This is a genomic window from Ruegeria sp. CDSC002, from assembly GCF_059610905.1.
This window is the reverse complement of the sequence record NZ_JBXWOM010000003.1, coordinates 273,614-299,488: the sequence shown is the minus strand read 5'-3', so window position 1 is coordinate 299,488 and position 25,875 is coordinate 273,614. Positions and strand designations below refer to the sequence as shown.

The window sequence follows — 25,875 nt, the reverse complement described above, 5'->3', positions numbered from 1 at the left end:
GTGTCTTACGAGGATACCTGTTCACGAAGGACCGACGCGGTAAGCGAGATCAACAGGTAGATACCAGCAAACAACAGAAAAGCCAAAATCGTATTTTCGAACTTGCGCGGATAGGTGGGTTCCTGACTTGGCACCGGCCTCACAGATACTGTCAGATAGCGCACTTTGCGGTTTGCTTCGGTCCGCGTGGTTTCCATTTGCTGCATGGCTGTCTGCAGCATCATGTCCCTGGCAACAAGATCGGCTTGTGCCATCTGAATTCGTAAACTGAGCCGGGCAAGCGAGTTTTCGCCTGCAGACACATCCAGCATTTCCGAGTTGAGTTCTTCCAACACAGCCTCAAGCCGCGCGATGTCAGCGCGGGCACCATCCACCTTGGCCTGGTTTGGACGACGGTTGTCCAGCAATGCGGCCAGCTGCAGCTCTTTTTCTTGAATCTGTGTTTCTAGGGCGTCGATGCGGCCGCGCAAGCTGACGATGACGTTTTGCGGGTCCAGCAGCGCGCCTTGAATCTGAAGTTCGATCAGATCTTCCTGCGCCCTCCTGCGCTCCTTCTGTGCCATTTCAAAACCATCCAGCGCGTCGCGCATCTGGTCCTCGCGCTTGAGTTCTGTGAGCCCGTTTATGGTTTCTTCGGCGTAGGACAGAAGACGGTCAGAGATGGCCACCGAAATCTGCGGATCAGGTGCCGCAACTTCCATTCGGATAATGCCATCACTCGGGTCGTATCCGATGGTGATCATGCGTCGGAAAAGCTTGTAGGCCTCTTCCAGCGTGGCGTCCGGCGAAAGCCGTTGAATAGGGTCGATCCAGTCTTGCTGGAAAATCTCTGCGAAGCCCATGTCACGTTCAAGCCTCAGCAGCGCATCCTTGGACTCAAGAAATTCCTGAGTAGCGACAGAATCCTGTGCGGTGGCGAATTGTGTGCCCGCCAAAAGCCCGCCAAAAGCTGCACCGCCCCCGTCCGCCTGCAGGATCGAAAAGGCCGAGTCGCTGGCATACATGGGCGTCGCCACACGGTAGAAATAGAACCCGACAATAAAGGTGGGCAGGAAGACGAAAACCGTCAGGCGGGCAAACAGGGCAAGCAGTTTGCGACGGCGACGGCGGGCGATGTCTTTTTGTATCTCGCCAATTTCAAGCTCGCGTCGTTGCGCAGGAGACATCTCGGGCCCGGGCAGGGTCTTTCCACCTTCACTGACCGTTTGCGGCAAATGAATCGTGACTTTGTCCTTGGCTTGATCCTCGGTCTGTGCCGTTTCACCGGCCATCCCTAGCAAATTGGCGCGATGAAACGGATCGATGCCCTTTTGGCGTAGCAAACGCACCGCATCATAGTCCGAGGTCGCCTCTAGGCCGTTCTTTTGCGCCAATCTGCGTGCCAACCGCAATTGGCGCCCGGTCAGTCCCTCGCGTTTGATGGCGTCAATCTCGGTATTGGACTCCGAGTCATTGGCCGCAGTGGGTGGCTGGGTCGCGTTGCGAATGCGTGAAATGGCATCAGCGCGGTCTTCTTCCGTTCCCGCGTTGCGGCGTTTGCGGCGCCAGTTGTAGATGCTAGCCTTGGGTTTGGTAGTCATATAGCTGCTTTGCCTCTTCCAAGGTGTCGAACATATAAAGCTGGCCATCCATCAAAACGGCAGCCTCTTGCGCAAATTTCTCCAGCACGGCGGGACTGTGCGACACGATCACCATTGTAGTCGTGCGTAGTTTTTCCCGAAGGATGTCGCCGGCCTTCCTGTTGAATTCCACATCCGTCGACGCCGGCATCCCTTCGTCAATCAGGTACATGTCGAAATCCAGGGCCAACATCAACGCAAACGTAAAGCGCGCTTTCATACCGCTGGAGTAAGTGGCCAAAGGTTGGTTGAAATACTCCCCCAATCCGCATAGCCATTTGCAGTAGGCTTCGACGTAATCGGGGTCCATCCCGTAGATGTTGGCGACGTAGCGCGCGTTTTCCAGGGCGGACAGTTTGTTTGCGACACCTCCGGTGAAACCCATAGGAAAAGACACTCGGCAGGACTTTCGAATCACGCCTTCATCGGGCTTTTCCAGGCCGGCCATCATATTGATCAAGGTAGTCTTGCCGGTTCCGTTAGGTGCAAGAATGCCAATCGAACGGCCCAATTGAACCCGAAACGAGACACTGTCCAGGATCACCTTGCGGCGTGTCCCGGTCCAGAAGGACTTACTGACATTTTCAAACTCAAGCATTGAGGGCCTGCTGCTTGCACCATTTTATAAGTACCGGATGTGCCGGTAATCGGGTTGTTATCCTACGTTTTATGTGGGCCATATTATGTCGAGTTTTGGTGGCAATGATCAATGTACCGGCACGTGTGCTGTTGGTAATGTGACTTTTCCATCGGTTGGACCCACGCATTGCGTTGACTATCTTTCAGGGTGACCGTCAACCAATTTGATGCAGGAAACCTTGCCATCTGATGAATTCGCTACAGAAAGAAATCTCGGCCTGCCGTATTTGCGCGGAAAGATTTGCTGCGACAGAGACCGCGCATCAGCCGCGCCCAGTGGTCTGGTTTCAGCCGGGAACGCCGATTTTGGTTGCCGGTCAGGCCCCTGGCGCACGGGTGCATGAGTCGGGCCGACCGTTCACCGATCCGTCCGGAGATCGCTTACGGGACTGGCTTGGGGTGGATGAAGCTGTGTTCTACGATCGGTCACAGGTTTCGATCGTGCCGATGGCTTTTTGCTTTCCGGGGTATGATGCGCGCAAGGCGGATTTGCCGCCGCCCCCCGTCTGCGGGCAAACCTGGCACAACAAAGTCATGCAAACGCTGGGGGAAATACCCCTTACTATTTTGGTGGGTGGGCACGCTCATAAATACCACCTGCATGTGCGCAGCTCGGTGACGGAAACGGTTCGCAACTGGCGGGACCATGCGCCGCGCGTCTTTGCCTTGCCTCATCCCTCGTGGCGGAATACGGCATGGATGAAGAAAAACCCGTGGTTCCAGACCGACCTTCTGCCGGTTCTGCGTGCACGGGTGCAAGAGGTTCTGAATGACTGAAACCACGGCTCTGGACACTGCCTACGCCGCAATGACTGCCGCCCCACAAGATGATGCAGCGCGATTGCGGTTCTTCGAACGGCTTGCCGATAGCGAGCTGTTTTTGATGCTGACAGAAGAGGCGAAGGGCGAAAACATCTCACCCGAGTTGTTCGACGTCGCCGATGGGCGCTTTGTGCTGGCCTTTGACCGAGAGGACCGGTTGGCGCAGTTTGCCGAACGTCCTGTCCCTTATGTGGCGCTTTCGGGCCGGGTGTTGTCCTCCATGCTCGCGGGGCAAGGGATTGGGCTGGGCCTCAACCTCGAAGTTGCGCCGTCCTCTATGCTGATCCCGTCCGAGGCGCTGGGCTGGCTGGCGGAAACTCTGCAGCATGAGCCAGAGGAGGTTCAGCAACGGTTGGCAGAGTTCTTGCCCCCTGCGGGCCTGCCCGACGATCTGTTGACCGCGCTAGACGCAAAACTTGCCACCGCAGTTGGGCTGGCGGAAGCTGCATATTTGGTGGGAACGAAGTCCGAAGGCGGCGGTTCCGGTCACCTGCTTGGGTTCATTGGTGCGGTAGAAGGGGCAGAGCCCGCACTGGCCAAGGCCGCGTCCGAGGCGCTGACGTTTTCCGGGATTGAGGCCGGGGCAATGGATGTCGGGTTCTTCGGTGCACACGATCAGGCTGCTGCCTCATTGGCGCGGATCGGTTTGCGGTTCGATCTGCCACAGCCAGAGGCGCGTGTTGTCGCGCAGACGACACCCGGCAGCAACCCGGATAAACCGCCTATTCTGAGGTAGGAAAAAAGCCCCGCGCACAACTGATCTGCGGGGCTTTTTGTGATTATTCCGCAGCTGCTTCCAGTTTGTCCTGGGTGCGGGTTTCGAAATCGCTGGCCTCGTGACGTTCGTGCAGCTGGGTATGTGGCTCACCGAACGGGCGGTTGACCATGCGGCCCCGCTGAACGGCAGGGCGTGCGTCGATCGCCTTGGCCCACCGCATGACGTTCTTGTAGGATTCCACGTCTAGGAACTCGGCGGCGCTGTAAAGGCGGCCCAAAACCAGCTGGCCATACCATGGCCAGATCGCCATATCCGCGATGGTGTAATCCTCGCCTGCGATATACGTCTTGTCGGCCAGTTCGCGATCCAGAACGTCCAGCTGGCGCTTAGTCTCCATCGTAAAGCGGTCAATTGGGTATTCGAACTTTTCCGGCGCATAGGCGTAGAAATGGCCAAACCCACCGCCCAGATAGGGTGCACTGCCCATCTGCCAGAAGACCCAGTTCATGACTTCCGTACGTTCCGGTCCGGACGCGGGCAAAAACGCACCAAACTTTTCGGCCAGATGAAACAGGATCGACGCGCTTTCGAACACGCGTGTCGGCTTATCGCCCGAGCGATCCCAAAGAGCGGGGATTTTCGAATTTGGGTTGGCGCCGACAAAGCCCGAGCTGAACTGATCGCCTTCGCCGATATTGACCAGCCAGGCGTTGTATTCGGCACCTTCGTGACCCAGCGCCAGCAGTTCCTCCAGCATCACGGTCACTTTAACGCCGTTCGGCGTGGCCAGTGAATAGAGCTGCAGAGGGTGCCGTCCAATCGGCAGATCCTTGTCGTGGGTGGCGCCAGCGATTGGGCGATTGATGTTGGCAAATTGGCCGCCATTCTGGCTGTCCCATGTCCAGACCTTTGGGGGCGTATAGGTCGGTTGCTCGCTCATTTCTTGCCTTTCTTCGCAAAGTGCAGGTGAATTGTCCGTCCATCACAACAGCTAATGTTGCAAAGCACCAAGTCCAACCCCCCAGAGCGCAGCGTTTTTGTAACAATCCTCACCCTACATCTCACGAATTCTCATTCAACGTCACAGCGACGCGAGGGGGACTTCGCAAGCGGTCTGAATCGCCTATTGTATGTTCAGACCCGCAAGTTCGGGCAAATCAACAACCCCGAGGACAAAAGGACTTACCACCATGAAACGTTTTGCCCTGACTGTAGCTGCGGCTCTGACCCTTGCCGCTCCGGCCTTTGCTGGTGACCAGTATATTGACGGCACCGGGTTCGCCGTGTCCGGCTACGATGTCGTCGCATACCGTGGTCTAGATCAGGTTGCGGTTGGTCAATCTCAGCCCGCACCTGTACGCGGCCGTGCAGACATCACCGCGGAATACAATGGTGCCACCTGGGCATTTTCGTCTGAAGAGAACCGCGATAGATTTCAGGAGAACCCAGCCTTCTACGCGCCGCAATATGACGGACATTGCGCATACGGTGTTTCGAAGGGCGGCAAAGTCCCTGCGAACCCGAACCTGTGGCGCATTGTCGACGACAAGCTTTATCTGAACATCACCGATGTCGTCGTCGGTTTCTGGGAAGAAGATGTGCCCGGCAATATCAACCTCGCCGAAGGCAACTGGCCGGGGATCGAACCCGATGCCGCATCCTCCAGCGTGATCCCGAAATTCACATCGGAAGGCCCGATTCCAAACTAAGTGGCCACTCACCAAGCCAAAGCCCGGCGCATTTAAGCCGGGCTTTTTCGTCAATGCGCAAACGAGAATTCGTCCCGCATTTGCTGATCGGCATCGAACCGAATGCGAACGCTTTTGGCCCCAGGGAACGTACGCGCAGTAATCGCTTCGGGTACAACAACCTCGCCGCCGCCAGAGTCGTTGGACTGGAAATTCAGTACCTCGGTTTCCGTCTGGCGTGAGCTCGCCAAAACCGACGTGGGCAATGCCACCCGGTTTGCACCTTCATAGACCGGCGTTGAGACAAAGAATGTCAAATGGCGGCCAAAGAACCCGACCGCATCGGGCACATGGTCCGACTTGCACATCAGCTCGGAATCCGGTGTTTCAACCTCGTCTGATCGGTCCGGCAACGCGTTGTTCAACAGGGCGCGGCATGCGTTGATATCGGCGGTTTCCAGTGTCAGAATACGACGGCGCAGTTTCGGGCGCCGCGGTTTTCCCGATCCAACACCCTTACCCGCCAGCCCTTCTTTACGCAAAAAATCATATGCATCCTTGGCGCGGGTAAATCCGGAGCTATCGCCCTTGGCTTGGTCTGGATGACCATGGAACGCAATGTCCCGCCAGGCGCTTCTGATGTCGTCCGAACTGGCGTTTTGATCCAACCCCAGAGCATGCAGTGCTTCTGTGCGGGCTCTGATCTTCTCAACAGTTTCCATAACCCAATTTACTCATTACAAAACAAAAAAACGTCACTCCTTCAGTTTGTGCAGGACGTTGAATTTGTCAAATTTCACGCAAAATTGAAGTGCTTACGGGAACAATTGCAGCGCGTCGCGGCAATTGTTCTTAGTTTCTTTCCCCGCAGTGGGATACTGTCTTTCGGGCCGACCTGATTAGGCCACGTTTTGCAGATCAGCCTTCGGCGTTATGCCAAGGGCAAAACACACATCACGCGTCAATTCCGGCCGGTTCAGCGTGTAGAAATGCAGCTTGTCCACGCCCCCGTCGATCAGGTCCGAGCACAGCTCGGTACACAATGCTGTAGCCAGCAAATCCTCACGATCGTCGCGCACGGCCTTTTCAAACGCCTGTTCGACCCATTGGGGAATGCGCGTGCCGCATCGTTTGGCAAAATTGCGTGCACCCTTCCAGTTCTCGATCGGCAGGATGCCGGGCACGATGGGCTTGTCGATGCCGGCTTTTTCACAGGCGTCCCGGAACCGGAAAAACGTCTCGGCCTCAAAAAAGAACTGGGTCAGGGCCTCGTCTGCCCCTGCATCCAGTTTGGCTTTGAGCCAATCAATATCGGTGCGGGCGTTTTGTGCCTCGGGGTGAATGTCGGGGTAGGCGCCGACCCGAATGTTGAACATCTCGGTCTCAGCCAGGGCTGAGATCAGTTCAACCGAATTTGCAAAACCTTCGGGGTGTGGCTCAAAACGATCCTGACCGCTTGGCGGATCACCGCGCAGGGCAACGATATCCTGAACGCCCGCGCGCGCGAAAGTATCCGCGATTTCCAGCGTTTCCTGCCGCGAGGCATCAACACATGTCAAATGGGCGGCAACAGGCAGCCCCGAGGATTTGTGCAGGGTCGCCACCGCATCACGGGTCAGTTCCCGCGTTGTGCCACCCGCACCATAGGTGACCGAGACAAAGCGCGGCTCTAAAGGGGCCAGAGTCTGGACCGTGTCCCAAAGACGAAACGAGGCTTCGAGCGTCTTGGGCGGAAAGAACTCGAATGAAATTTCTGGCTTGGTCATCTCGGCCTCATTTGGTTGGTGCAGAGCACTTGTGCCAGTTCGGGCAATGTGAGACAAACTCATATTATTCAAGAACAACATGAGTATCGCTGTAATGCACATCGAATTCCGCCACCTGCGTACGATCAAGGCGATCCATGAATGTGGTGGTTTGGCCCGTGCGGCGGATCAATTGAACATCACCCAATCGGCTCTGAGCCACCAAATCAAAGGGTTAGAGGATCAGGCGGGGGTTGAATTGTTCCTGCGCCGGTCCAAGCCGATGAAACTGTCTGCGGCCGGGCTGCGCCTGTTGCGTTTAGCCGAACAGATATTGCCGCAAGTTCAGGCCACACAACAGGAATTCTCGGCGCTTCGGGATGGGCGCGCTGGGCGGATGCATATCGCGATCGAATGTCACGCGTGTTTCGAATGGCTGTTTCCAGTTCTTGAATCTTTCCGGAAATCATGGGGTGATGTGGACGTTGATATCCGCCCAGGTTTGGCATTCGACGCCCTGCCAGCACTGCAAAAAGAAGAGGTGGATCTGGTTGTCTCGTCCGACCCCGAGGACCTGCCGGGCATCGAGTTCATTGAACTGTTTGACTATGATGCCGTCTTTGTCGCTGCATCATCCCACCCGTTGGCGCAGAAAGAGTTCATCGAGGCCGAGGATTTCCGTGGGCAAACCCTGATTACCTATCCGGTCGAGCGCACCCGGCTGGATGTGTTCAGCCAGTTGCTGATACCCGCGCGGGTCGAGCCGGCCGCAATCCGGCAGGTCGAATTGACTGCAGTGATCCTTTTGCTCGTCGCGTCGAACCGCGGTATTTCGGTGCTGCCTGACTGGGTTGTGCGCGAAGTGAAGTACAGTTCCGACTACGTCACTCGCCCCCTGACCAAGGGCGGCATCACCCGCAGGCTTTACGCGGCAGTGCGCAGCGAGGACCTAGAAAAACCTTTCGTACAAGAGCTGATCAAGCTGGCCGAAACCGAGGCGCGCAAGCTGCAAGAGCAATAGGCAAAAAACGCGGGTCTGCTATGCGCATCATTCCTCTTGGCAAGGGCGCTTTGCATCAGTATACGCGCGGTTTGACCGGACAGGAGCCTTTGGACAATGGTTGGCAGTGCAAACCTCAACATCATGATCAAAGCCGCGCGTAAGGCGGGGCGTTCTTTGGTCAAGGATTTCCGTGAAGTCGAGAACCTTCAGGTTTCGATGAAAGGCGCAGGCGACTTTGTGTCCAAAGCTGACATTGCTGCCGAGGCGATCCTGAAAGAGGAACTGCTGGGCGCGCGCCCGACCTACGGGTGGCTGGCCGAAGAGGGTGGCGTGATTGAGGGCGAAGACCCGACCCGCCGCTGGATTGTCGACCCGCTGGACGGCACCACGAACTTCTTGCACGGCCTGCCGCACTGGGCGATCTCAATCGCGCTGGAACATAAGGGCAAGATCGTCGCCGGTGTTATCTATGACGCCGCCAAGGATGAGATGTTCTTTGCCGAAAAAGGCGAAGGCGCTTGGATGAACGACATGCGTATCCGCGTGTCGGGCCGTCATCGGATGATCGAGTCGATTTTCTCGACGGGCCTGCCTTTTGGTGGCCGTTCGGACCTGCCTGCGACCCTGCAGGATCTGGCGCGTCTAATGCCTGCTTGTGCCGGTGTGCGCCGCTGGGGTGCCGCCGCGCTGGACATGGCTTATGTGGCAGCGGGGCGTTACGAAGGCTTTTGGGAGCGTCGCCTGAATTCCTGGGATGTGGCCGCAGGGATCATCATCGTCCAAGAAGCGGGCGGATTTGTTCAGGCGCTAAACCCTGAAGGCAACGTTTTGGACGACGGTGAAGTGATCTGTTCGAACGAGCCGATTTTCGATCAGTTTTCCAAGGTGATCCGAGGCTGACTGGCCATATAGCAATTCCGTAAGCGCGCCCCGATTGAGGCGCGCTTTTTTTTGTTTTCAAAGGGTCGCGCGTTGTGCCAGACCTGCTTCGTCCGCCAGCCGCGCGGCGACGGATGCAACAGCGAGGTCCTGCAGACCCACGCCAGTTCCGTCGAACAGGGTGATCTCGTCAGCACTGCTCCGCCCGGGGTGATCGCCGTTGATGACCGCACCAATTGGGGTGATCTGTGTTTCGGTCAAAGTGCCGCTTCCCATGGCGTGCTGTGCCTCGCCAATCGTCGCGGATTGCGCGACCTCGTCGGTGAAAACGGTGGCCGAGGCGACCAGCGCCGGGTCGACCTCCATCTTGCCTTTCGTGTCTGTGCCCATACAGGCCAGATGCGTGCCGGGTTTGATCCAGTCTTTCATCAATAGCGGCTCGAACGCCGAGGTGATGGTGATGATGACATCCGATTGGGCACCCAGCTCTTGTTGACTGACGGCTTCGAATTCCAGTCCGATTTCCTCGGCGACAGCCGCCAAACGCGGCAGCATGTCCGGGTGCGGATTCCAGGCGACAACTTTTTCAAAGTCCCGCTGTTCAGCGGCGGCGCGTAGCTGGAAGGCCGACTGATGTCCGGCGCCAACCATGCCCAGCACTTTGGCGTCTTTTCGGGCAAGATGTGCGATGGAAACCGCTGATGAAGCTGCTGTTCGCACGGCTGTTAGGTAGTTGCCACCCACCAATGCCGAAAGCCGTCCCGTGTCGGGATCGAACAGAAACACCGTGGATTGGTGATTGGTCAATCCTTGTTCGGCATTGCCCGGCCAATAGCCGCCAGACTTAACGCCCAAAACCTGTCCATCCCGATCAAAACCGGATTTGAACCCATACAGTGCATCGGCATAACCCAGTGCCTCGCGAACGACAGGAAAGTTCCGTGCCCCGCCGTTGGCCATCGCACCAAACACGGATTGGACCGCGTCAAATGCCTGTTGGCGGCCCACCAGCTGTTCGCACAGGTCTTCGCCCACTATCAGCAGGCCATCTTGCGTGGTCATAGCATCCCTCATCAATAAGCCTTTCCGCGGGCCGACACGGGCCACAGCGCCTCAACCTTGCCGTCGCGCACGCCGACGTACCAATCGTGGACGTTGCAGGTGGGATCACAATGTCCGGGCACAAGCCGAAGCTTGTCGTTCACCTTCAAAACGCCGTCGGGGTCGCCGATGACACCGTGCTCGTCCGAACATTTGAGGTATTCCACATCGTCGCGCCCAAAGATGAAGGGCAGGCCGCTATCGACCGATTGCGCCTTGAGGCCGGCGTCGCAGATGGCCTTGTCAGTCTTGGCATGGCTCATAACGCTGGTCAGAATGAACAGCGCGTTTTCCCATTCGCCCTGATCGATCCGTTTGCCGTTCTCGTCCAGAATGCGCCCATAATCCGCATCCATGAAAGCGTAGGATCCGCACTGCAACTCGTTGTAAACGCCTGAATTGCTCTCGAAGTAGTATGATCCTGTTCCGCCACCCGAGACCAGTTCACATTCGATGCCTTCGGCTTTCAAACCGTCAACTGCGTCTTTGACCATGGCGATGGCTGTATCCAGCTTCTCTTTGCGCGCCTCATAGGTGTCGAGGTGCTGCATCGCGCCCTGATAGGCCTGAATGCCGGTAAATTTCAGGTTGGGCGCAGCGTTGACAGCTTTTGCGATATCGACAACGGCTTGGGTCGTGGTCACGCCGCACCGACCTGCACCGCAGTCAATTTCGACAAAGACTTCAAGCTCCGTGCTGTGATCGACAGCGGCTTTGGACAGGTCGGCGACATTGTCGATGTCGTCCACGCACACAATAGTGCGCGCGCCCAATTTGGGCAGTTGCGCCAATCGGTCGATCTTGGCCGGGTCGCGGACCTGGTTCGACACGAGGACATCCTTGATGCCGCCCCGCGCGAAAACCTCAGCCTCAGATACCTTTTGACAGCAGACGCCAACCGCACCGCCGAGCTGTTCTTGTAGCTTGGCGACGTCGACGGATTTGTGCATCTTGCCGTGCACGCGGTGGCGCATACCGTGGGCCTTCGCATAATCGCCCATCTTCTTGATGTTCCGCTCCAGCGCATCGAGATTCAGGATCAGGCAAGGGGTTTGGATTTCGCTTTCATCCATACCGATGGCAGCGGGGATGTCGAACCCGACTTCCAGTTCTTTGATGTTCACAGGTTTGTTCATGTCGTTCCTCCTTACCCTTTCAGCCAGGGCAGTTTGTCCAGATCCACGTTGCCGCCGGTGATGATCACGCCGACGCGATTGCCGCGGAATACGTCCGGGTTCTTGAGTATGGTTGCCAGAGGCACGGCCGATGACGGCTCCATCACGACGCGCAGGTATTTCCACGTCAGCTTCATCGCTTCGATGATCTCGTCGTCAGAGGCGGTGAAAATGTCGGTCACATTTCGGGACACGAAGTGCCACGTATTCTCTTTTAGCGGCACCAGCAGCCCGTCGGCGATCGTTTTTGGCGCGTCGTCGGCGATGATGTGACCTGCTTTGAAGGACCGGTATGCGTCGTCCGCCTGTTCTGGCTCGGCGGCATAGATCGCGGTGTCGGGGGCCAGGTTCGAAACAGTCAGGCACGTGCCCGAGACCATGCCCCCGCCTCCGATCGGGGCGATGACCGCATCCACTCCGTCTGTCTGTTCCAACATTTCGGCCGAGCAAGTGGCCTGACCCGCAATGACGCGCGGGTCGTTATAAGGGTGCACGAACTCTCCGCCTGTTCTGGCTTGAACTTCGGCAAAGGTCGCCTCGCGGGATGAGGTTGACGGCTCGCACTCCGTGATCGTACCTCCATAGCGGCGCACGGCGTCCTTCTTGGCTTGCGGCGCAGTGCGCGGCATCACCACGTTACAGGGAATACCCCGCCGTCCGGCGGCATAAGACAGGGACAAAGCGTGGTTGCCACTGGAGTGTGTGCAAACACCCTTGGTCGCCATATCATCACTCAGGCCGAAAACCGCATTGCTCGCACCGCGTACTTTGAACGCACCAGCCTCTTGGAAGTTCTCGCATTTAAAGAACAGCTGCGCTCCGGTCAGGTTGTTCAAATAATCCGACTCCATGATCGGCGTGCGCCGGATGAAGGGTTTGATCCGTTCATGCGCAGCGCGCATATCGTCGATCGTCAGATCGGCTGCGGGGATGTGATCCAGCATTGCCATCCTCCTCAGGCTGCGGCCTGGGCGCGGTCAGATGGGCCGGTGCGATAGAAATCCTGTGCGGCCGCGACCCCGCTGCCCAAAGTGATCGGATAGTTCAGATCGGCCATCGCCATCTCGATTGTGCTAAGGCCGGACAGAACCATCACATCCGTCAGACTGCCCAGATGGCCGATGCGGAACGCCTTACCATTCAGTTGACCAAGTCCAATACCAAAGGACACGCCATAAGCATTGAACGCGTGGTCAGTCAGTGTGTTGCTATCATACCCGTCTGGCACGTAGATCGCGCTGACAGTGTCAGAATACAGATCGGGCGATTGCGCGACCAGTTTCAGCCCCCATGCGTCAACGGCGCGGCGCACACCTTCGGCCAGTCGGAAATGCCGGGCATAAACGTTCTCAAGCCCTTCTTCGAACAGCATCTTGAGGCTTTCGCGCATGCCGTAGATCAATTGCAGCGGCGGCGTATAGGGAAACCCGCCCGATGCATTGGCTGCCATCATATCGTCGAAGTCAAAGAAAGTGCGCGGCAGCTTGGCGCTTTTCATCGCGTCCTGTGCCTTGGGGCTGACGCACAGAATTGCCATTCCGGTCGCCAGCATAAACCCCTTTTGCGACCCCGATACGGCGATATCGACGCCCCAAGCGTCAAAGTCGAACGGCATCGAGGCCAGAGAGCTGACGCAATCGACAAACAGCATCGCGGGATGGTTTTCCGAGTCCATCGCCTGCCGAACCGCGGCGATGTCCGAACGCACCCCGGTGGCCGTTTCGTTGTGGGTCACCAGAACAGCGCGGATTTCGTGCGCGGTATCATCGGCCAAGGCGGCCTGAAACTGATCAGCGGGCGCGCCGGTGCCCCAAGGGCATTCGACAATCTGAACGTCCAGCCCGTGCCGCTCGCACAAGTCGATCCAGCGATGGCTGAACACGCCATAGCGCGCAACCAGAACCTTGTCGCCGGGGCTGAGTGTGTTGGTCACGGCCGCTTCCCACCCACCGGTGCCGCTGGCTGGGAAGGTCACGATCTGGCCGGTCGTGGTGCCGAACACCTTTTTTGTGTCCTCAAGAACGGGCGCAAAGGTTTCGACAAAATCCGGTGCGCGGTGATCCTGCGTCTGAACCTGCATGGCAAGACGCAACCGGTCTGGGATGTTGGTTGGGCCGGGTATGAAAACCGGGTTTTGGTTGGACATCTGTTATTCCTCCGCTTTGGGTGTAAGTGTCCGGGAAAACCTCACGACGTGCAATTTTCTTGAAAAGTATTTTCATTTTTGCGATTAAATATTTAACGCGCTGTATTTATGCGGTTTTTCGTTTTTCATTTTTGGACCTCAAAAATGGATGGTTCAGAAATATTCTGGCGTAGAGCAAGGGAGTAGGGTGATGGACAATCAGAAAAGACCGCGCGGCAGGCCCAAATCCCTGTTCAAGGCAAGTTCGGCCGGGACTATGCAATCGCTGGATCGGGCACTGGGTGTTCTGACAACGGTGGCCCGTCTGGAACGCGCAGCGCTCAGCGATCTGGCACGCGAGATCGATGTGCCGACGGCCACGACGCACCGCATTCTGGTGACCTTGCAGAAACACGGCTTTGTGGCCTTTGACGACGAACGTCAGGAATGGATGATCGGGATCGAGGCATATCGGACCGGCGCCTCGTTCCTGCGCCGCAACAGTGTGCTTGAAATCGGGCGCCCAATCCTGAGACGCCTTATGCAGGAGAGCGGTGAGACCGCCAACCTGGCGGTTCCGGATGGGTCCGAGGTGGTCTTTGTCGGGCAGGTCGAAACTCCGAACCCCATTCGCGCCTTTTTCCCGCCCGGGGCAAGAACGCCGATGTATGCCTCGGGCACCGGCAAGGCGATCCTTGCCGCGATGACCGAAACGGGGTTGGCCAAAACGCTAGAGGCAATTGATCCGGTGGAATTCACCGCGAACACGCAGATACCGGGCGACGGACTTCAACAGGATCTTTCCAAGACCCGTGCACGCGGCTGGTCGCATGACCGAGAAGAAAGATATCAGGGCATGTCCTGTATCGGCTCGGCGATTTTCAATGACCGGGGGGAGCCATGTGCAGGGATCTCGGTATCGGGTCCGACCGCTCGGTTTGGCGCGGATCGAGCGCATGCGCTGGGTGAATTGGTTCTGGCCGCAGCGCGGGAAATCACCCATCTTAGCGGCGGCCAGACCCCGAAAACCTGAAGCCCTGCTACCTGCGGGGTACGCGGGGAATACGCGACTGAGTTAGCTTGTACTTGTGTTCAGGATGCGGCGGATGGCCGTGGGTTCGGCCCCAAAAATCAGTGCCGCCGCGCCGCAGCCAGATTGGGATGCACAAGATCAGACCCACGAAAAACCCACCCGTATGCGCCCAATAGGCCACCCCGCCTTCGTCCGGGTTGCTGGCCAGACTGCCAAAGAACTGCATAGCCAACCAAACCCCCAGCATGACAAAGGCAGGTATTGTGAATATGCGGAAATAGACAATGAGGATCAGCAGGATATCCACGCGGGCCTTGGGGAACAGCAGCAAGTAACCACCCATGACACCCGCAATCGCACCGGATGCGCCAATGGTCGGCACGACCGAGCCCGGCGCTGTGAAAACATGGATCAGACCCGCCCCGATTCCGGCTGCAATATAGAACAGCAGAAAGGGCAGGTGGCCCATTTCATCTTCGAGGTTGTCGCCGAAAATCCACAGGAACAGCATGTTTCCGGCCAGATGCATCCAACCTCCGTGCAGGAACATCGAGGTCACCAGCGTCTCAAAAGCAAAACCGTCCGTGATCCGCGCCGGGATAATCGCATAGTCGTAGTACAGCTGATTGATCAGCCGGACATCGTTCATGATACCCACATAGCTGAGGAATATCAGGATATTGGCCGCCATCAGCAGATAGACGACATAGGGTGTTCGCCCCGAAGGGTTATGGTCGCGGATTGGAAACATGAGGCGACGCTGGGCTTTTCCCGGCCCAGCGTCAAGGCATGCTTACGCCGCACCCCCAAGCAATGCGGCATTGCCGCCCGCGGCTGTTGTATCAACGCACAGGTGGCGCTCGGCCAGAACTCGTGCGCGGTCCGGAAGGCCGGGGATCAGCGGCAGGATCGGACCGTCCCGGCGGGCGAGGTGACGTTCGATCTCACGCGCTGTGTCGTCATCGCCCCACCAAAGAACGCCCGATATCCCGGTCACGTTCTCCAACCGATGCAAGTCTAACGAACCGGTCGCCTGAATGGCCGTACCACCCAGCGCCTGAACGGAGTCGGCTTGCGCGCGCGCGGCCTCGGTTCCGGGTCCCATGCACAGCAATGGCGGGCGTGCGAATTCGCTCAACCGGTTGGATTCGCCCGTCGGGCCGGGCAGGGATTGGGTCTGCACCGACGCGGGCGTACCCTGAACATCGGGAAGCTCGCTCATTGGGTGTTCCCATTGTTCGTCGGACTGCTGCCGGTCCGGGGCGCAGAACCGCGTCATGTAATTCGGTCCACCCGCCTTGGGGCCAGTGCCCGAAAGCCCCTCACCGCCAAATGGCTGAGATCCTACGATGGCGCCGATTTGGTTGCGGTTGACGTAGATATTGCCCGCATGCACCGCTTCGGTGATGTGTTGCACCCGGTCGTCAATGCGTGTGTGCAAACCAAATGTCAGTCCGTACCCGGTTGCGTTAATGTCGGCGATCACCTGATCAATCTCAGATGCCTTGAAGCGAACGACATGCAGGACAGGGCCAAAAATCTCACGCTTCAGCGCGGAAATGCCGGGTATCTCAATAAGTGTTGGGGCGATGAATGTCCCTTCCGGCGGTATAGGCGTGTCTTTTAAGACGCGGCCTTCGGCGCGGGCATTGGCAACGTGATCTGCAATGCCCTGGCGCGCGGTCTCGTCAATAACCGGTCCGCAATCGGTTGAGATCAACCAAGGATCTCCGACCTGCAGAACCTGCATCGCACCGGTTAGCATCGTCAGCAAATCGTCGGCGATATCTTCCTGGACATAGAGACACCGCAAGGCAGAACACCGCTGCCCGGCAGATTGAAACGCACTTTCGATGATGGATTGAACAGCTTGTTCGGGCAGGGCGGTACTGTCCACGATCATCGCGTTCAATCCGCCGGTCTCGGCGATCAGAGGCGTGCCGGGGCGCAGGTTGTCGGCCATGGCTGCGCGTATTTTCAACGCGGTCGCCGTCGATCCGGTAAACGCCACGCCGGATACACGCGGATCAGAGGTCAACGCCGCACCAACGGACGGGCCGCCGGGCAATAATTGCAGCACGTCGCGGGGAACTCCGGCCTCGTGCAGCAATTGAACGGCCCGATGCGAGATCAGTGGCGTTTGTGGTGCGGGCTTGGCCAGAACTGCGTTGCCTGTGGCCAAGGCTGCTGAAATCTGGCCTGTGAAGATAGCGAGCGGGAAGTTCCATGGGCTGATGCAGGTGAAAACGCCTGCCGGTTCCGCATCGGGAATGTTCGCAGCGTAGTAGCGCAGGAAATCGACCGCCTCACGCAGTTCGGCAACGGCATCGGGCAGGGACTTACCTGCCTCGCGCGCGAGCAAGGCGAAAAGCTCGCCAAAATGAGCCTCATATAGATCGGCAGCAGTATTCAAAATACGCGACCGTTCTGCTGGTGGTGCCTGCCACGGTGCCGCGGAATTCAGGGCAAGCTCGACATCCTCGGCGCTGGCGGGGGCGATTGCTCCGGGACGATCCTGTGATTGGGCCGGATTGGTGACCGGTTGGTCCTGTTCCGGGCTTGCATCGCCGGACAGCAGCGGCTGGGCATACCAATGGTGCGCCCGGAAAGCATCCCGCGCGGCGTCGATCTTGTCCAGTGTCGGGGTGTGGTGAAGGTCGAAACCCTTCGAATTCACGCGTTCGGGTTGGAACAGGTTCGGTCCGGTTGGCAGCGGTCGTGTCTGATCCACAATGGTCAGGAACGGATCAGCGGCGACCTCTTCCGGCGGAACGTTCTCGTCCACGATTTGGTTAACGAATGATGAGTTTGCACCGTTCTCCAGCAGACGCCGCACCAGATAGGCCAGCAGGTCCCGATGCGCCCCGACCGGCGCATAGATCCGGCACCGTGTGTTGTTTTGGTCTTTGACAAGCTGGTGCAGGGTTTCGCCCATTCCATGCAGGCGCTGGAACTCGAATGGCTGGTCATCGGCCATGTGAAGGATCGCACTGACCGTATGGGCGTTGTGGGTGGCAAATTGCGGGTAAATTCGATCGGTCATACCCAGCAGTTTGCGCGCATTCGAGATGTAAGAAATGTCCGTGGCCGCCTTGCGGGTGAACACGGGAAAGCCATCGATGCCTTCAACCTGAGCTCGTTTGACCTCGGTATCCCAGTAGGCCCCTTTGACCAAACGAACCATCAGCTTTCGATCGTGACGCCCAGCCATGTCATACAGTGTGTCCAGCACGATCCCGGCGCGCGGGCCATAAGCCTGAACGACGATACCCAGGCCGCCCCAACCATCCAGGGCCGGTTCGGCCATCACCGCCTCGATCACCTGCAAAGACAAGGACAGGCGATCTGCTTCCTCAGCGTCCACATTCAGGCCCATGCCTGCCGCCTTGGCCAAAAGGGCCAACGCCCGCAACCGGGGCACCAGTTCTTCCATGACTTCTGCTTCTTGCGCCAACTCATAGCGTGGATGGAGCGCCGACAGTTTGACGGAAATCCCCGGATTGGCCCGGATATCGTCGTGAATGCAGGCTTCGGCGATTGCAGCAATCGCCCGTGAGTAGGACAGGTGATAGCGGGCGGCATCGGCTTCGGTTCGCGCGGCTTCGCCCAGCATGTCGTAGGAATAGGTGTAGCCCTTTGCCTCCATCCCGCTTGCGCGATCCATGGCGGATTTGATGGTCTCGCCCAAGACAAACTGGCGACCCATTTCCTTCATCGCGCGCCCGACGGCCGTTCGGATTACGGGTTCGCCCAGCCGTTTGATCGCACCGCGCAAGACACCGACCGGAGAGGTCTTGTCTTCATCCAGCACCTTGCCTGTCAGCATCAGGGCCCATGTGGACGCATTGACCAGAGACGATGAGGATTGACCCAGATGCTTGCCCCAATCCGACGGGGCAATCTTGTCCTCGATCAGCGCGTCGATGGTGTCGGCATCGGGGACGCGCAGCAGCGCCTCGGCCAGACACATCAACGCGATGCCTTCGTCGGTGGACAGGCCGTATTCGGCCAGGAACACTTCCATCATACCGGGTGAGGTGCTGGACCTGATATCAAGCACCAATTGCGCCGCAGCCGCGCAGATCGCGGCGCGGTCGGCTTCGCTCAGATCAGCATTTGCGATCAACGCGTCAAGAATTCTCGACGGATCGGCATAGGTTTTGGCATCAATGCGGGCGCGCAGGCTGTGTGACATGTGTCCTCCGGTCTTTTGAGTAATATAGTGTCGATTTTTCGGGACGATTGCCTTAGTTTTGTCTTTGGTCAGGCGATCAGCCTGTTTTTTGAGGTTTGGGCGATGCAAAAAGACTTTCCGGGGCTGGATCGGTTTGACACATCAATTCTGGCGATTCTGGCCGAGGACGGCCGGATCCCCATCGCCGATCTCGCGCGGCGTATCGGGCTTTCGAAATCCCCAACTCAAGCACGTGTGAAGAGACTTGAGGCTGATGGCATCATTACCGGATATCGTGCCTTGCTGGACCCCATTCGCCTTGGTTTGGACCACGTAGCCTTTGTCGAAGTCCGATTGACTGACACGCGCGAGAGAGCTTTAGCCGATTTCAACGCGGCCGTTCGTAAAGTGCCTGAGATCGAACAAGCCCATATGATTGCGTCGAATTTTGACTATCTTCTGAAAATTCGCACCGGGTCTATGTCGGAATACCGCGCGGTTCTGGCCGAAAAGATCTCATCATTGCCGCATGTCGCCAGCACTTCAACCTTTGTCGCGATGGAGGCTGTGAAAGAGACCGGGATGTCTGGGGCCTTGGATGCGATGGGTTGACGAACACGTTGCACGCGTCACCATTGGCGCATGAAACGCTTTGCTTACGCCTCAATTTTCTATGCTGCGACCGTTTTTGTGGCCAATGCGCAAGACTGCCCTGCCGCGCCAGACCATTCCGCAGATGTATCGGCGGTTCTGGAACAAATACAGAGCGCTGAAACCGAACAGTCCGCTCGTGCACTGTCCGGTCAGTTATGGGAGTTATGGACCGATGCCCCGGACGAAAGTGCTCAGGCCGTTCTGGACCGTGGCATGACACGTCGAAATGCGTGGGACTTGCTGGGCGCGATTGAAGATTTTGACAAGCTTGTCGCGTACTGCCCGTCCTACGCCGAAGGGTACAACCAACGCGCATTCGCCCACTACCTGCGTCAGGATTTTCAATCCGCGCTGCCTGACTTGGACAAGGCAATCGAGCTGTCTCCCAACCACGTCGCCGCGATCAGTGGCCGTGCGCTGACCCTGATGGGACTAAAGCGCATGGACGAGGCGCGAGAAGCGTTGTCTCAGGCGTTGGAGCTGAACCCGTGGCTTTCAGAGCGCCATCTCATGGCACCGGGTGGGCCACTTGCCATACCGGGTGAGGACATTTGAAACAAAACGCCCCCGAAACCGCAAGGTCGGGGGCGTATAGGTTTTGTGGGGATTAGCCGACCAGACCGTTATCGGTACGTTTGATTGCTATAACCGACGACCGTGGCGTGCCGCCGTCCGGCCAATTGCTGCCGGGGTGCTGAATGCCGACAAACATGGTGCGCAGATCGCTGGACCAGGCGAGACCGGTAACCTCACAGCCGTTCGGGCCGGTCATGAAGCGCGCGATCTCGCCGGTGATCGGGTCACCAACCAGCATCTGGTTGTTGCCGTTGCCTGCGAAGTCTCCTTCATTGTCGTCATTGCCGTCCGTCTGGATCCAGATCAACCCGGTCGAGTCTATCACCATGCCATCGGGCGAGTTGAACAGGTTCCCTTCATTCACGTTTGCCGAGCCGGCGCGATCGTCCGAGTGAACCGTCGGATTGCCCGCCATCACGTACAGGTCCCAATCGAACCCTTCGGCGGCGTGGTCGTCATTTGCGGGGCGCCAGCGCACGATCTGACCGTACTTGTTGGCCTCGCGCGGGTTGGGGGCGTTGACCGAGGTGTCATCTCCACCGGCGTTAGCCTTCACGCCGCGGTTCTTGTTGTTGGTCAGACAGCAATACGCTTCTACCGCAACAGGGCTGGATGCGACCCATTCAGGGCGGTCCATGGTCGTGCCGCCGGCCTTGGACGCGGCCATACGGGTAAAGACTGCGATATCGGCTTCGTCCATCCCGGTGGTTTCCGGTGTCAGAGCCAGCCATTCGCCCTTCATGTCGTCGTTGAACTTGGCGACGTAGAGCGTGCCGTCGTTCAGCAGGCCCTCGGTTTCACCTCCCGGTTGGTAGGTGCCGTTCGAAACAAACTTGTACAGGTACTCGCCCCGCTCATCGTCGCCCATGTAGACAACAACACGACCATCTGCGGCCAGAGTGACCTCGGCATTCTCGTGCTTGAAACGGCCCAGACCGGTGTGCTTGACCGGCGTGCTGTCGGGCTTGGTCGGGTCGATTTCGACGATCCAGCCCGCGCGGTGCGGCTCGTTCGGGTTTTTCGACGTATCGAAACGAGCATCGAACAGTTCATAGCCGTTCCAGCTTTCGGCCTTCACACCATAGCGCTTGAAGCCATCTGCAACCTTTTGGTCGTAAGTGGCGTTTTCATCGCTAGACCCGAAGTAGCCGTTAAAGTTCTCTTCGCAGGTCAGGTAGGTACCCCACGGAGTTTTACCCGCACCACAGTTGTTCATCGTACCTAGCGACGTGGTTCCGGTCGGATCAGCTTCAGTTTTCAGCAGGTCGTGACCTGCTGCGGGGCCAACGATCTTCATCGGCGTGTTATGGTGGATACGACGGTTGAAAGGGCTGTCCTTGACGACCGACCAGCCATCGGGGCCTTCGGTGATTTCCATCACGGTGACACCCTGAATGTTCTGCAACTTCAGAACATCGTCGGCGTTGGCCGGAACACCTTCCTGCGCGGCGGGCAGGTTGATTTTGCGGTTCGGGTATTCGTGGTTGATCGCGATCAACTCGTGGCCCTGGAACGAGAATGTCTCCATCCCGTCGGTGTTTTCACCGAAGATGCGGTCCGATTTTTCAACTGGGCCACCATCGGTGATGTCATAGCCGTCGGCATCGGAAAACAGCGGGTCGCCCCAGCGCGTCATAACCTTCCACTCATAGCCTTCAGGTACGTGAACAGTGCCGTCTGTCTGGGCAGCGATCGGCGTGAAGGCAAAGCGCGAAGCCGTAACAGCGTGTGCTGCAGTTGAGCCCAGCAGGCCCGTGCCCATTGCGGCGGCACCCGAGCCAAAGGCCACTACGCCAGCCAGAAACCCACGGCGCGAGATGGCGTTTTCGACGACGCGATCAAAATCGTTTTCTTCGGGGCGGGGGAAATGCAGCTCGTCCCAATCGTCGGCGGACAGGGTGGTGGTATCAACGTCTTTCATGAATGGCTCCTGGCTGTCTTAGAGTAGTCGATGAAAGGCATGTAGGGCGACTTTGTGACATGTTCTTAACAACATTATTAATGACTTCATTTGGCCCTCAAGAAAAAGCAATCGGCTGGCGAAAGCATACCAAAGCTTTCTGCCAGCCGCGCTTGTTATCTTGGTAAAATGTTGTTGTGATGATCAGGTTGTGTGATCCCAGCAATATGCCGGTTTAAGCCAGCCGCTGCCCTGCTTCGTCAAAGCGATAGGCCTTCTCGGATGCATATCCGAATCGCAACTCCTGACCTTCGGCGATGGCATGCTGGCCAAACAAACGGGCTGTGACGTCGTGGTCCTGAACTTTGGCTATCACATTGGTGTCCCCGCCCAACTTTTCCACATGGCTGACACGCGCGGCAAGCGGGCCGTCATCTGACAGGAACAGGTCCTCGGGGCGAATTCCGATCGTGTTCTGACCGCTTTCTTGAACTAACGCTTCAGGCAGGAAGTTCATGGAAGGTGAGCCCAGGAACCCGGCGACGAATTGATTTGCGGGGTTGTTGTACAGTTCCATCGGGCTACCGATCTGCTCGACCCGACCATCGCGCAAAACAACGATCTTGTCGGCCAACGTCATGGCTTCGGTCTGGTCATGGGTGACGTAGATCATCGATGCATCCAAAGCACGGTGCAGATTGGCGATCTCGATCCGAGTGTTCATTCGCAGGGCGGCGTCCAGATTGGACAGCGGCTCATCAAACAGGAACAGTTTAGGTTCACGCACAATGGCGCGCCCGATGGCGACGCGCTGGCGCTGGCCACCTGACAGCTCGGACGGGTAACGGTCCAAATAGGGTTCAAGGTTCAGCATCCGGCTGGCTTTGGCGACACGGCCTTCGATTTCCGATTTGGGCTGCTTTTCCTGCTTCAGCGCAAGGGTCATATTGCCCCGAACGCTGAGGTGAGGGTAGAGCGCATAGCTTTGGAAAACCATCGCGATCCCACGCTTGGATGGTGGCACCAGATTGACTTGCTGCCCGCCAATGTTGATCTCACCTGACGATGCATCCTCTAGCCCTGCAATCACGCGCAACAGGGTGGACTTGCCACAGCCCGACGGTCCGACAAAGACGACGAATTCGCCTTCTTCGACTTCCAGTGTGATGTCTTTCAGGACATGCACGTTGCCAAAGGACTTGTTCACATTGTTCAGCGTCAGGGCGGTCATGATGCGGGCTCCTCAAGGGAAACGGGCTGGCCGGTTCGGATACTTTGATCCGCAGCCAGACAAATGGCGAGCGATTGGACGGCGTCATTCATATGACGGGTCAGGTCGATATCTTCGGCGATGGCGCGCAGCATATAAGCCTGCTCAGCATCACAAAGGTCTTGATGGCCGGGTTCGTCCGGCATCTCGATCGTGTGGTCGCCTTGCGGTGTATGGACCAGCAAGCCGCCGACTTTGGTATGGCCGTCGATGTCGGCAGACGCACCCTTGTTTCCGTCGGTGATCGAGACCGACCCGTTGGGCGACACAATATCTTTCACAAAGAACGCGGTCTCCGACATCATCGGGCCCCATCCAGCCTCGTACCAGCCGACAGAGCTGTCGTCGAAGACCACCTGAAACTGGCCGTAATTATACATATCCGGCGCGATTTCATCCGACAGGCGCAGGCCCATACCATGCACCCGGACGGGCTGCGCGTCGGTGATCTGGCACATCACGTCGACATAGTGCACGCCGCAATCGACAATGGGCGAAGTCGTCTGCATCAGTGCCTTATGCGTTTCCCATTCCGCGCCTGACGACTGCTGGTTCAGGTTCAACCGGAACACGTAGGGCCCGCCAAGATTGCGCGCCTCGTCAATCAGCCGCATCCAAGAGGGGTGATGGCGCAGGATATATCCAACCACCAGCTTACGATTCAGCCGCGTTGCTGTTTCGACGACACGCCGGGCGTCGGCGACATTAGTGGCCAGCGGTTTTTCAACAAACACATGTGCGCCAGCCTCCATCGCCGCGCAGGCGAAATCCGCGTGGCTATCAGAGTAGGTGGCGACCACGACCAGATCGGGTTTCGTTTCAGCCAGCGCCGTGTCGAATTCGGTAAACACCGGATAGCCAGCAAGGTCTGGATGATCCACACGACCAGACCGGTTCACCAAGCCAACGATCTGCGCGTCAGGGTGGTGGTGATGGGCTAACGCGTGGCTCAAACCCATATTGCCGAGGCCTGCAATCAGAACGCGGGTCATTTGACTGCTCCGGATGTGATGCCGCGGATCAGCTGGCGCGAGAAGATGACATACAGGACAAGCACCGGCAGGATTGCCATCGACAGGGCCGACAGGACCGCGTTCCAGTCCGTCACGAACTGGCCGATGAACACTTGGCTGCCCAGCGTCAGGGTCTTGGTTTCTTCGGCTGGGGCGAGGATCAACGGGAACCAAAGGTCGTTCCAGATCGGGATCATGTTGAACACGGCCACGGTCGCCATCGCGGGCCTGACTAGTGGCAGAACAAGGCGAAAGAATATCGTGTATTCGGACAAACCGTCGATGCGCCCGGCATTCTTCAGGTCATCGCTGACTTGACGCATGAATTCGGACAGGATGAATACGGCCAATGGCAACCCTTGGGCAGTATACACCAGGATAAGCGCCCAGAGCGAGTTTACCAGCCCGGTCGCCACCATCATCTCAAGGATCGCCACGGTGCCGATACGGATGGGGATCATGATCCCCAGCGCCAGATACAGCCCCATGATCAGGTTGCCCTTGAACTGGTATTCCGACAACGCATAGGCGGCCATCGCGCCGAACAACAGGATAAAGGACAGCGACGCCACTGTGACGATCATCGAGTTCTGGAAATACAGGAAGAAGTCCCCCTGCTTCATCACCGTCTCATAGCCAATCATCGAGAAGCTGTCAGCATTGGGCAGAGCCAATGGCTCGCGAAAGATCGCGCGGCGGGATTTGAAGCTGTTGATCAGGATAACAAAGACCGGAAACAGCGCGATCAGTGTGTACAGGATCAGCGCGCCGTGCATCGCGACCATGTTGAGGTGGTTATGACGTGCTTTGTTCATCGCGTGGCCCTCACAATTGATACCGGCGCATCCGGGTCTGGATGCCGAACAGGTAGATACAGACACCCACAAGGATGATGGCGAACATCGCCCCGGCGATAGCCGAACCCATATGCGGGTCACCCAATTGAAGTTGGAAGCCAAAGAATGTGCGGTACATGAAGGTCCCAAGAATATCGGTCGAGAAGTCCGGTCCTGCCAGCGCGCCTTGTGACGCGTAGATCAGATCGAATGCGTTGAAATTCCCCACGAAGGTCAGGATCGAGATGATCCCGATCGAGGGCAGGATCAGCGGAAGTTTGATCTTCCAGAAGGCCGCGGTTCCGGTGATTCCGTCGATCTCTCCGGCCTCAAGAATTTCTTCGGGAATGGTCAACAGCGCGGCGTAGATCAACATCATCGGGATGCCGACAAACTGCCAGACCGAGATCAAGGCCAGCGTGGTCAGCGCGTATTCTTCTTTCCCCAGCCAGGGCGCAAACAGTGACTTGAGCCCGACAGCATCCAGCATTGACGGCGCAATGCCCCAGATCGGCGAGAGGATCAGTTTCCACGCGAACCCGACAATCACAAAGCTCAGGATCGTGGGAATGAAGATCGCCGACCGATACAAGGCCGCAAACCTCAGGCGTGGGTGGCTGAGCAGGGCGGCCAAGGCGATCCCGATCGGGTTTTGAACCAGCATGTGGATCAGGAAGAACCAGAAGTTATTGCCCAAGGCGTTCCAGAACTGTTCGGACCAGATCGGATCAAAGAACAGGGTTTGAAAGTTCTGCAATCCAACGAAAACGCGGCTTTGGTCAATCTCGGTGTAGAGCGCCAGACGCAGCGTGTTGAACAGCGGGAAGATCATCACCGCCGTGTAAACAAGAACGGCCGGTGCAAGAAACACAAGGATATGCCAGCGGAAGCGGGGGCGGTTCATG

At 57.7% G+C, this 25,875-nt stretch carries 24 protein-coding genes; 8 read left to right on the top strand and 16 right to left on the bottom strand.

Annotated features, from left to right (window positions below):
• Positions 1-5: 5 nt before the first annotated feature.
• Positions 6-1,580, bottom strand: a complete 1,575-nt coding sequence (locus AC2FJE_RS07675) for a KpsE/RkpR family capsule polysaccharide export protein (protein WP_282168937.1) — start codon at positions 1,578-1,580, stop codon at positions 6-8.
• Positions 1,558-2,217 carry an ABC transporter ATP-binding protein gene (locus AC2FJE_RS07670; protein ID WP_282119017.1) on the bottom strand — a complete coding sequence of 220 codons (660 nt, stop codon included), beginning with the start codon at positions 2,215-2,217 and terminating at the stop codon, positions 1,558-1,560. Before AC2FJE_RS07670 ends, AC2FJE_RS07675 begins: the two co-directional genes overlap by 23 nt.
• Before the next feature lie 230 nt (positions 2,218-2,447).
• Here AC2FJE_RS07670 and AC2FJE_RS07665 point away from each other — a divergent pair, with 230 nt between their 5' ends.
• Together AC2FJE_RS07665 and AC2FJE_RS07660 are read left to right on the top strand one after the other, a co-directional pair.
• On the top strand, positions 2,448-3,035 hold the full coding sequence (locus AC2FJE_RS07665) for a uracil-DNA glycosylase family protein (protein WP_496755200.1): 588 nt from the start codon (positions 2,448-2,450) through the stop codon (positions 3,033-3,035).
• Positions 3,028-3,816 (top strand): SseB family protein, encoded by a 789-nt coding sequence (locus AC2FJE_RS07660; protein ID WP_496755198.1) that lies wholly within the window; start codon positions 3,028-3,030, stop codon positions 3,814-3,816. The genes AC2FJE_RS07665 and AC2FJE_RS07660 overlap by 8 nt, the downstream gene beginning before the upstream one ends.
• Before the next feature lie 43 nt (positions 3,817-3,859).
• Here the strand turns inward: AC2FJE_RS07660 and yghU are convergent, their stop codons facing one another.
• The gene (gene yghU / locus AC2FJE_RS07655) at positions 3,860-4,738 is read right to left on the bottom strand and encodes a glutathione-dependent disulfide-bond oxidoreductase (protein WP_282151734.1); all 879 of its coding nucleotides are present in this window, start codon (positions 4,736-4,738) and stop codon (positions 3,860-3,862) included.
• 250 nt (positions 4,739-4,988) lie between these two features.
• Here yghU and AC2FJE_RS07650 point away from each other — a divergent pair, with 250 nt between their 5' ends.
• Entirely contained in the window at positions 4,989-5,507 is a 519-nt protein-coding gene (locus tag AC2FJE_RS07650; RefSeq protein WP_496760831.1) for a YHS domain-containing (seleno)protein, read from the top strand.
• A 50-nt stretch (positions 5,508-5,557) separates the two neighbouring features.
• On the opposite strand, the gene AC2FJE_RS07645 is transcribed toward AC2FJE_RS07650, so the two are convergent.
• Positions 5,558-6,208 (bottom strand): J domain-containing protein, encoded by a 651-nt coding sequence (locus AC2FJE_RS07645; protein WP_472723168.1) that lies wholly within the window; start codon positions 6,206-6,208, stop codon positions 5,558-5,560.
• A gap of 177 nt (positions 6,209-6,385) precedes the next feature.
• Entirely contained in the window at positions 6,386-7,252 is an 867-nt protein-coding gene (gene metF / locus AC2FJE_RS07640) for a methylenetetrahydrofolate reductase [NAD(P)H] (RefSeq protein WP_109313221.1), read from the bottom strand.
• A gap of 94 nt (positions 7,253-7,346) precedes the next feature.
• On the opposite strand from metF, the gene AC2FJE_RS07635 reads away from it, so the two are divergent.
• Both AC2FJE_RS07635 and AC2FJE_RS07630 read left to right on the top strand, forming a co-directional pair.
• Positions 7,347-8,252, top strand: coding sequence for a LysR family transcriptional regulator (locus AC2FJE_RS07635; protein WP_496760852.1), 906 nt, complete (start codon positions 7,347-7,349; stop codon positions 8,250-8,252).
• Between the two features lie 96 nt (positions 8,253-8,348).
• Complete coding sequence (locus AC2FJE_RS07630; RefSeq protein WP_496755190.1) at positions 8,349-9,134, top strand: inositol monophosphatase family protein; 786 nt, start codon at positions 8,349-8,351, stop codon at positions 9,132-9,134.
• 57 nt (positions 9,135-9,191) lie between these two features.
• Here the strand turns inward: AC2FJE_RS07630 and bhcD are convergent, their stop codons facing one another.
• From bhcD to bhcA, 4 genes are read right to left on the bottom strand one after another with little or no spacing between them, the layout of a single operon-like run.
• A complete protein-coding gene (gene bhcD / locus AC2FJE_RS07625) occupies positions 9,192-10,175 on the bottom strand; it encodes an iminosuccinate reductase BhcD (protein ID WP_496755185.1) in 984 nt (327 codons plus the stop codon).
• 11 nt (positions 10,176-10,186) lie between these two features.
• Entirely contained in the window at positions 10,187-11,350 is a 1,164-nt protein-coding gene (bhcC, locus tag AC2FJE_RS07620; RefSeq protein WP_496755183.1) for a 3-hydroxy-D-aspartate aldolase BhcC, read from the bottom strand.
• An 11-nt stretch (positions 11,351-11,361) separates the two neighbouring features.
• Positions 11,362-12,333 carry a beta-hydroxyaspartate dehydratase BhcB gene (bhcB, locus tag AC2FJE_RS07615; protein WP_496760830.1) on the bottom strand — a complete coding sequence of 324 codons (972 nt, stop codon included), beginning with the start codon at positions 12,331-12,333 and terminating at the stop codon, positions 11,362-11,364.
• An 11-nt stretch (positions 12,334-12,344) separates the two neighbouring features.
• Positions 12,345-13,535: an L-aspartate--glyoxylate aminotransferase BhcA gene (gene bhcA, locus AC2FJE_RS07610; RefSeq protein ID WP_496760829.1), complete on the bottom strand. Its 1,191-nt coding sequence runs from the start codon at positions 13,533-13,535 to the stop codon at positions 12,345-12,347.
• A gap of 190 nt (positions 13,536-13,725) precedes the next feature.
• Between bhcA and AC2FJE_RS07605 the strand changes: the two genes are divergently transcribed.
• On the top strand, positions 13,726-14,547 hold the full coding sequence (locus tag AC2FJE_RS07605) for an IclR family transcriptional regulator (RefSeq protein ID WP_496704746.1): 822 nt from the start codon (positions 13,726-13,728) through the stop codon (positions 14,545-14,547).
• Positions 14,548-14,554: 7 nt separating this feature from the next.
• Here the strand turns inward: AC2FJE_RS07605 and AC2FJE_RS07600 are convergent, their stop codons facing one another.
• Entirely contained in the window at positions 14,555-15,298 is a 744-nt protein-coding gene (locus tag AC2FJE_RS07600; protein ID WP_496704744.1) for a rhomboid family intramembrane serine protease, read from the bottom strand.
• Positions 15,299-15,340: 42 nt separating this feature from the next.
• Positions 15,341-18,742 carry a bifunctional proline dehydrogenase/L-glutamate gamma-semialdehyde dehydrogenase PutA gene (gene putA / locus AC2FJE_RS07595; protein WP_496760828.1) on the bottom strand — a complete coding sequence of 1,134 codons (3,402 nt, stop codon included), beginning with the start codon at positions 18,740-18,742 and terminating at the stop codon, positions 15,341-15,343.
• 102 nt (positions 18,743-18,844) lie between these two features.
• Here putA and AC2FJE_RS07590 point away from each other — a divergent pair, with 102 nt between their 5' ends.
• Both AC2FJE_RS07590 and AC2FJE_RS07585 read left to right on the top strand, forming a co-directional pair.
• Complete coding sequence (locus AC2FJE_RS07590; RefSeq protein WP_058275736.1) at positions 18,845-19,333, top strand: Lrp/AsnC family transcriptional regulator; 489 nt, start codon at positions 18,845-18,847, stop codon at positions 19,331-19,333.
• Positions 19,334-19,363: 30 nt separating this feature from the next.
• Positions 19,364-19,930, top strand: a complete 567-nt coding sequence (locus AC2FJE_RS07585) for a tetratricopeptide repeat protein (RefSeq protein WP_496755173.1) — start codon at positions 19,364-19,366, stop codon at positions 19,928-19,930.
• A gap of 52 nt (positions 19,931-19,982) precedes the next feature.
• On the opposite strand, the gene AC2FJE_RS07580 is transcribed toward AC2FJE_RS07585, so the two are convergent.
• The 5 genes from AC2FJE_RS07580 to AC2FJE_RS07560 all read right to left on the bottom strand — a co-directional run bounded on the left by AC2FJE_RS07580 (position 19,983) and on the right by AC2FJE_RS07560 (position 25,874).
• On the bottom strand, positions 19,983-21,872 hold the full coding sequence (locus AC2FJE_RS07580; RefSeq protein ID WP_496755170.1) for a PhoX family protein: 1,890 nt from the start codon (positions 21,870-21,872) through the stop codon (positions 19,983-19,985).
• 214 nt (positions 21,873-22,086) lie between these two features.
• Complete coding sequence (locus AC2FJE_RS07575; protein WP_058275591.1) at positions 22,087-23,082, bottom strand: ABC transporter ATP-binding protein; 996 nt, start codon at positions 23,080-23,082, stop codon at positions 22,087-22,089.
• Positions 23,079-24,113 carry a Gfo/Idh/MocA family protein gene (locus AC2FJE_RS07570; protein ID WP_282168924.1) on the bottom strand — a complete coding sequence of 345 codons (1,035 nt, stop codon included), beginning with the start codon at positions 24,111-24,113 and terminating at the stop codon, positions 23,079-23,081. Before AC2FJE_RS07570 ends, AC2FJE_RS07575 begins: the two co-directional genes overlap by 4 nt.
• A complete protein-coding gene (locus tag AC2FJE_RS07565) occupies positions 24,110-24,949 on the bottom strand; it encodes a carbohydrate ABC transporter permease (RefSeq protein WP_496755168.1) in 840 nt (279 codons plus the stop codon). The genes AC2FJE_RS07570 and AC2FJE_RS07565 overlap by 4 nt, the downstream gene beginning before the upstream one ends.
• A 10-nt stretch (positions 24,950-24,959) precedes the next feature.
• On the bottom strand, positions 24,960-25,874 hold the full coding sequence (locus AC2FJE_RS07560) for a carbohydrate ABC transporter permease (RefSeq protein WP_058275594.1): 915 nt from the start codon (positions 25,872-25,874) through the stop codon (positions 24,960-24,962).
• Position 25,875 lies beyond the last annotated feature (1 nt).

What these genes read in the sequence shown, in the direction of transcription:
- bhcB (WP_496760830.1), bottom strand. Translation starts at nt 12,333, where the DNA reads ATGCTGGATCACATCCCCGCAGCCGATCTGACGATCGACGATATGCGC.
- putA (WP_496760828.1), bottom strand. Translation starts at nt 18,742, where the DNA reads ATGTCACACAGCCTGCGCGCCCGCATTGATGCCAAAACCTATGCCGAT.
- bhcA (WP_496760829.1), bottom strand. Translation starts at nt 13,535, where the DNA reads ATGTCCAACCAAAACCCGGTTTTCATACCCGGCCCAACCAACATCCCA.
- AC2FJE_RS07675 (WP_282168937.1), bottom strand. Translation starts at nt 1,580, where the DNA reads ATGACTACCAAACCCAAGGCTAGCATCTACAACTGGCGCCGCAAACGC.
- AC2FJE_RS07635 (WP_496760852.1), top strand. Translation starts at nt 7,347, where the DNA reads ATGCACATCGAATTCCGCCACCTGCGTACGATCAAGGCGATCCATGAA.
- metF (WP_109313221.1), bottom strand. Translation starts at nt 7,252, where the DNA reads ATGACCAAGCCAGAAATTTCATTCGAGTTCTTTCCGCCCAAGACGCTC.
- AC2FJE_RS07645 (WP_472723168.1), bottom strand. Translation starts at nt 6,208, where the DNA reads ATGGAAACTGTTGAGAAGATCAGAGCCCGCACAGAAGCACTGCATGCT.
- bhcC (WP_496755183.1), bottom strand. Translation starts at nt 11,350, where the DNA reads ATGAACAAACCTGTGAACATCAAAGAACTGGAAGTCGGGTTCGACATC.
- AC2FJE_RS07630 (WP_496755190.1), top strand. Translation starts at nt 8,349, where the DNA reads ATGGTTGGCAGTGCAAACCTCAACATCATGATCAAAGCCGCGCGTAAG.
- AC2FJE_RS07560 (WP_058275594.1), bottom strand. Translation starts at nt 25,874, where the DNA reads ATGAACCGCCCCCGCTTCCGCTGGCATATCCTTGTGTTTCTTGCACCG.
- AC2FJE_RS07650 (WP_496760831.1), top strand. Translation starts at nt 4,989, where the DNA reads ATGAAACGTTTTGCCCTGACTGTAGCTGCGGCTCTGACCCTTGCCGCT.
- AC2FJE_RS07660 (WP_496755198.1), top strand. Translation starts at nt 3,028, where the DNA reads ATGACTGAAACCACGGCTCTGGACACTGCCTACGCCGCAATGACTGCC.
- yghU (WP_282151734.1), bottom strand. Translation starts at nt 4,738, where the DNA reads ATGAGCGAGCAACCGACCTATACGCCCCCAAAGGTCTGGACATGGGAC.
- AC2FJE_RS07600 (WP_496704744.1), bottom strand. Translation starts at nt 15,298, where the DNA reads ATGTTTCCAATCCGCGACCATAACCCTTCGGGGCGAACACCCTATGTC.
- AC2FJE_RS07670 (WP_282119017.1), bottom strand. Translation starts at nt 2,217, where the DNA reads ATGCTTGAGTTTGAAAATGTCAGTAAGTCCTTCTGGACCGGGACACGC.
- AC2FJE_RS07585 (WP_496755173.1), top strand. Translation starts at nt 19,364, where the DNA reads ATGAAACGCTTTGCTTACGCCTCAATTTTCTATGCTGCGACCGTTTTT.
- AC2FJE_RS07665 (WP_496755200.1), top strand. Translation starts at nt 2,448, where the DNA reads ATGAATTCGCTACAGAAAGAAATCTCGGCCTGCCGTATTTGCGCGGAA.
- AC2FJE_RS07580 (WP_496755170.1), bottom strand. Translation starts at nt 21,872, where the DNA reads ATGAAAGACGTTGATACCACCACCCTGTCCGCCGACGATTGGGACGAG.
- AC2FJE_RS07575 (WP_058275591.1), bottom strand. Translation starts at nt 23,082, where the DNA reads ATGACCGCCCTGACGCTGAACAATGTGAACAAGTCCTTTGGCAACGTG.
- AC2FJE_RS07605 (WP_496704746.1), top strand. Translation starts at nt 13,726, where the DNA reads ATGGACAATCAGAAAAGACCGCGCGGCAGGCCCAAATCCCTGTTCAAG.
- AC2FJE_RS07590 (WP_058275736.1), top strand. Translation starts at nt 18,845, where the DNA reads ATGCAAAAAGACTTTCCGGGGCTGGATCGGTTTGACACATCAATTCTG.
- bhcD (WP_496755185.1), bottom strand. Translation starts at nt 10,175, where the DNA reads ATGACCACGCAAGATGGCCTGCTGATAGTGGGCGAAGACCTGTGCGAA.
- AC2FJE_RS07570 (WP_282168924.1), bottom strand. Translation starts at nt 24,113, where the DNA reads ATGACCCGCGTTCTGATTGCAGGCCTCGGCAATATGGGTTTGAGCCAC.
- AC2FJE_RS07565 (WP_496755168.1), bottom strand. Translation starts at nt 24,949, where the DNA reads ATGAACAAAGCACGTCATAACCACCTCAACATGGTCGCGATGCACGGC.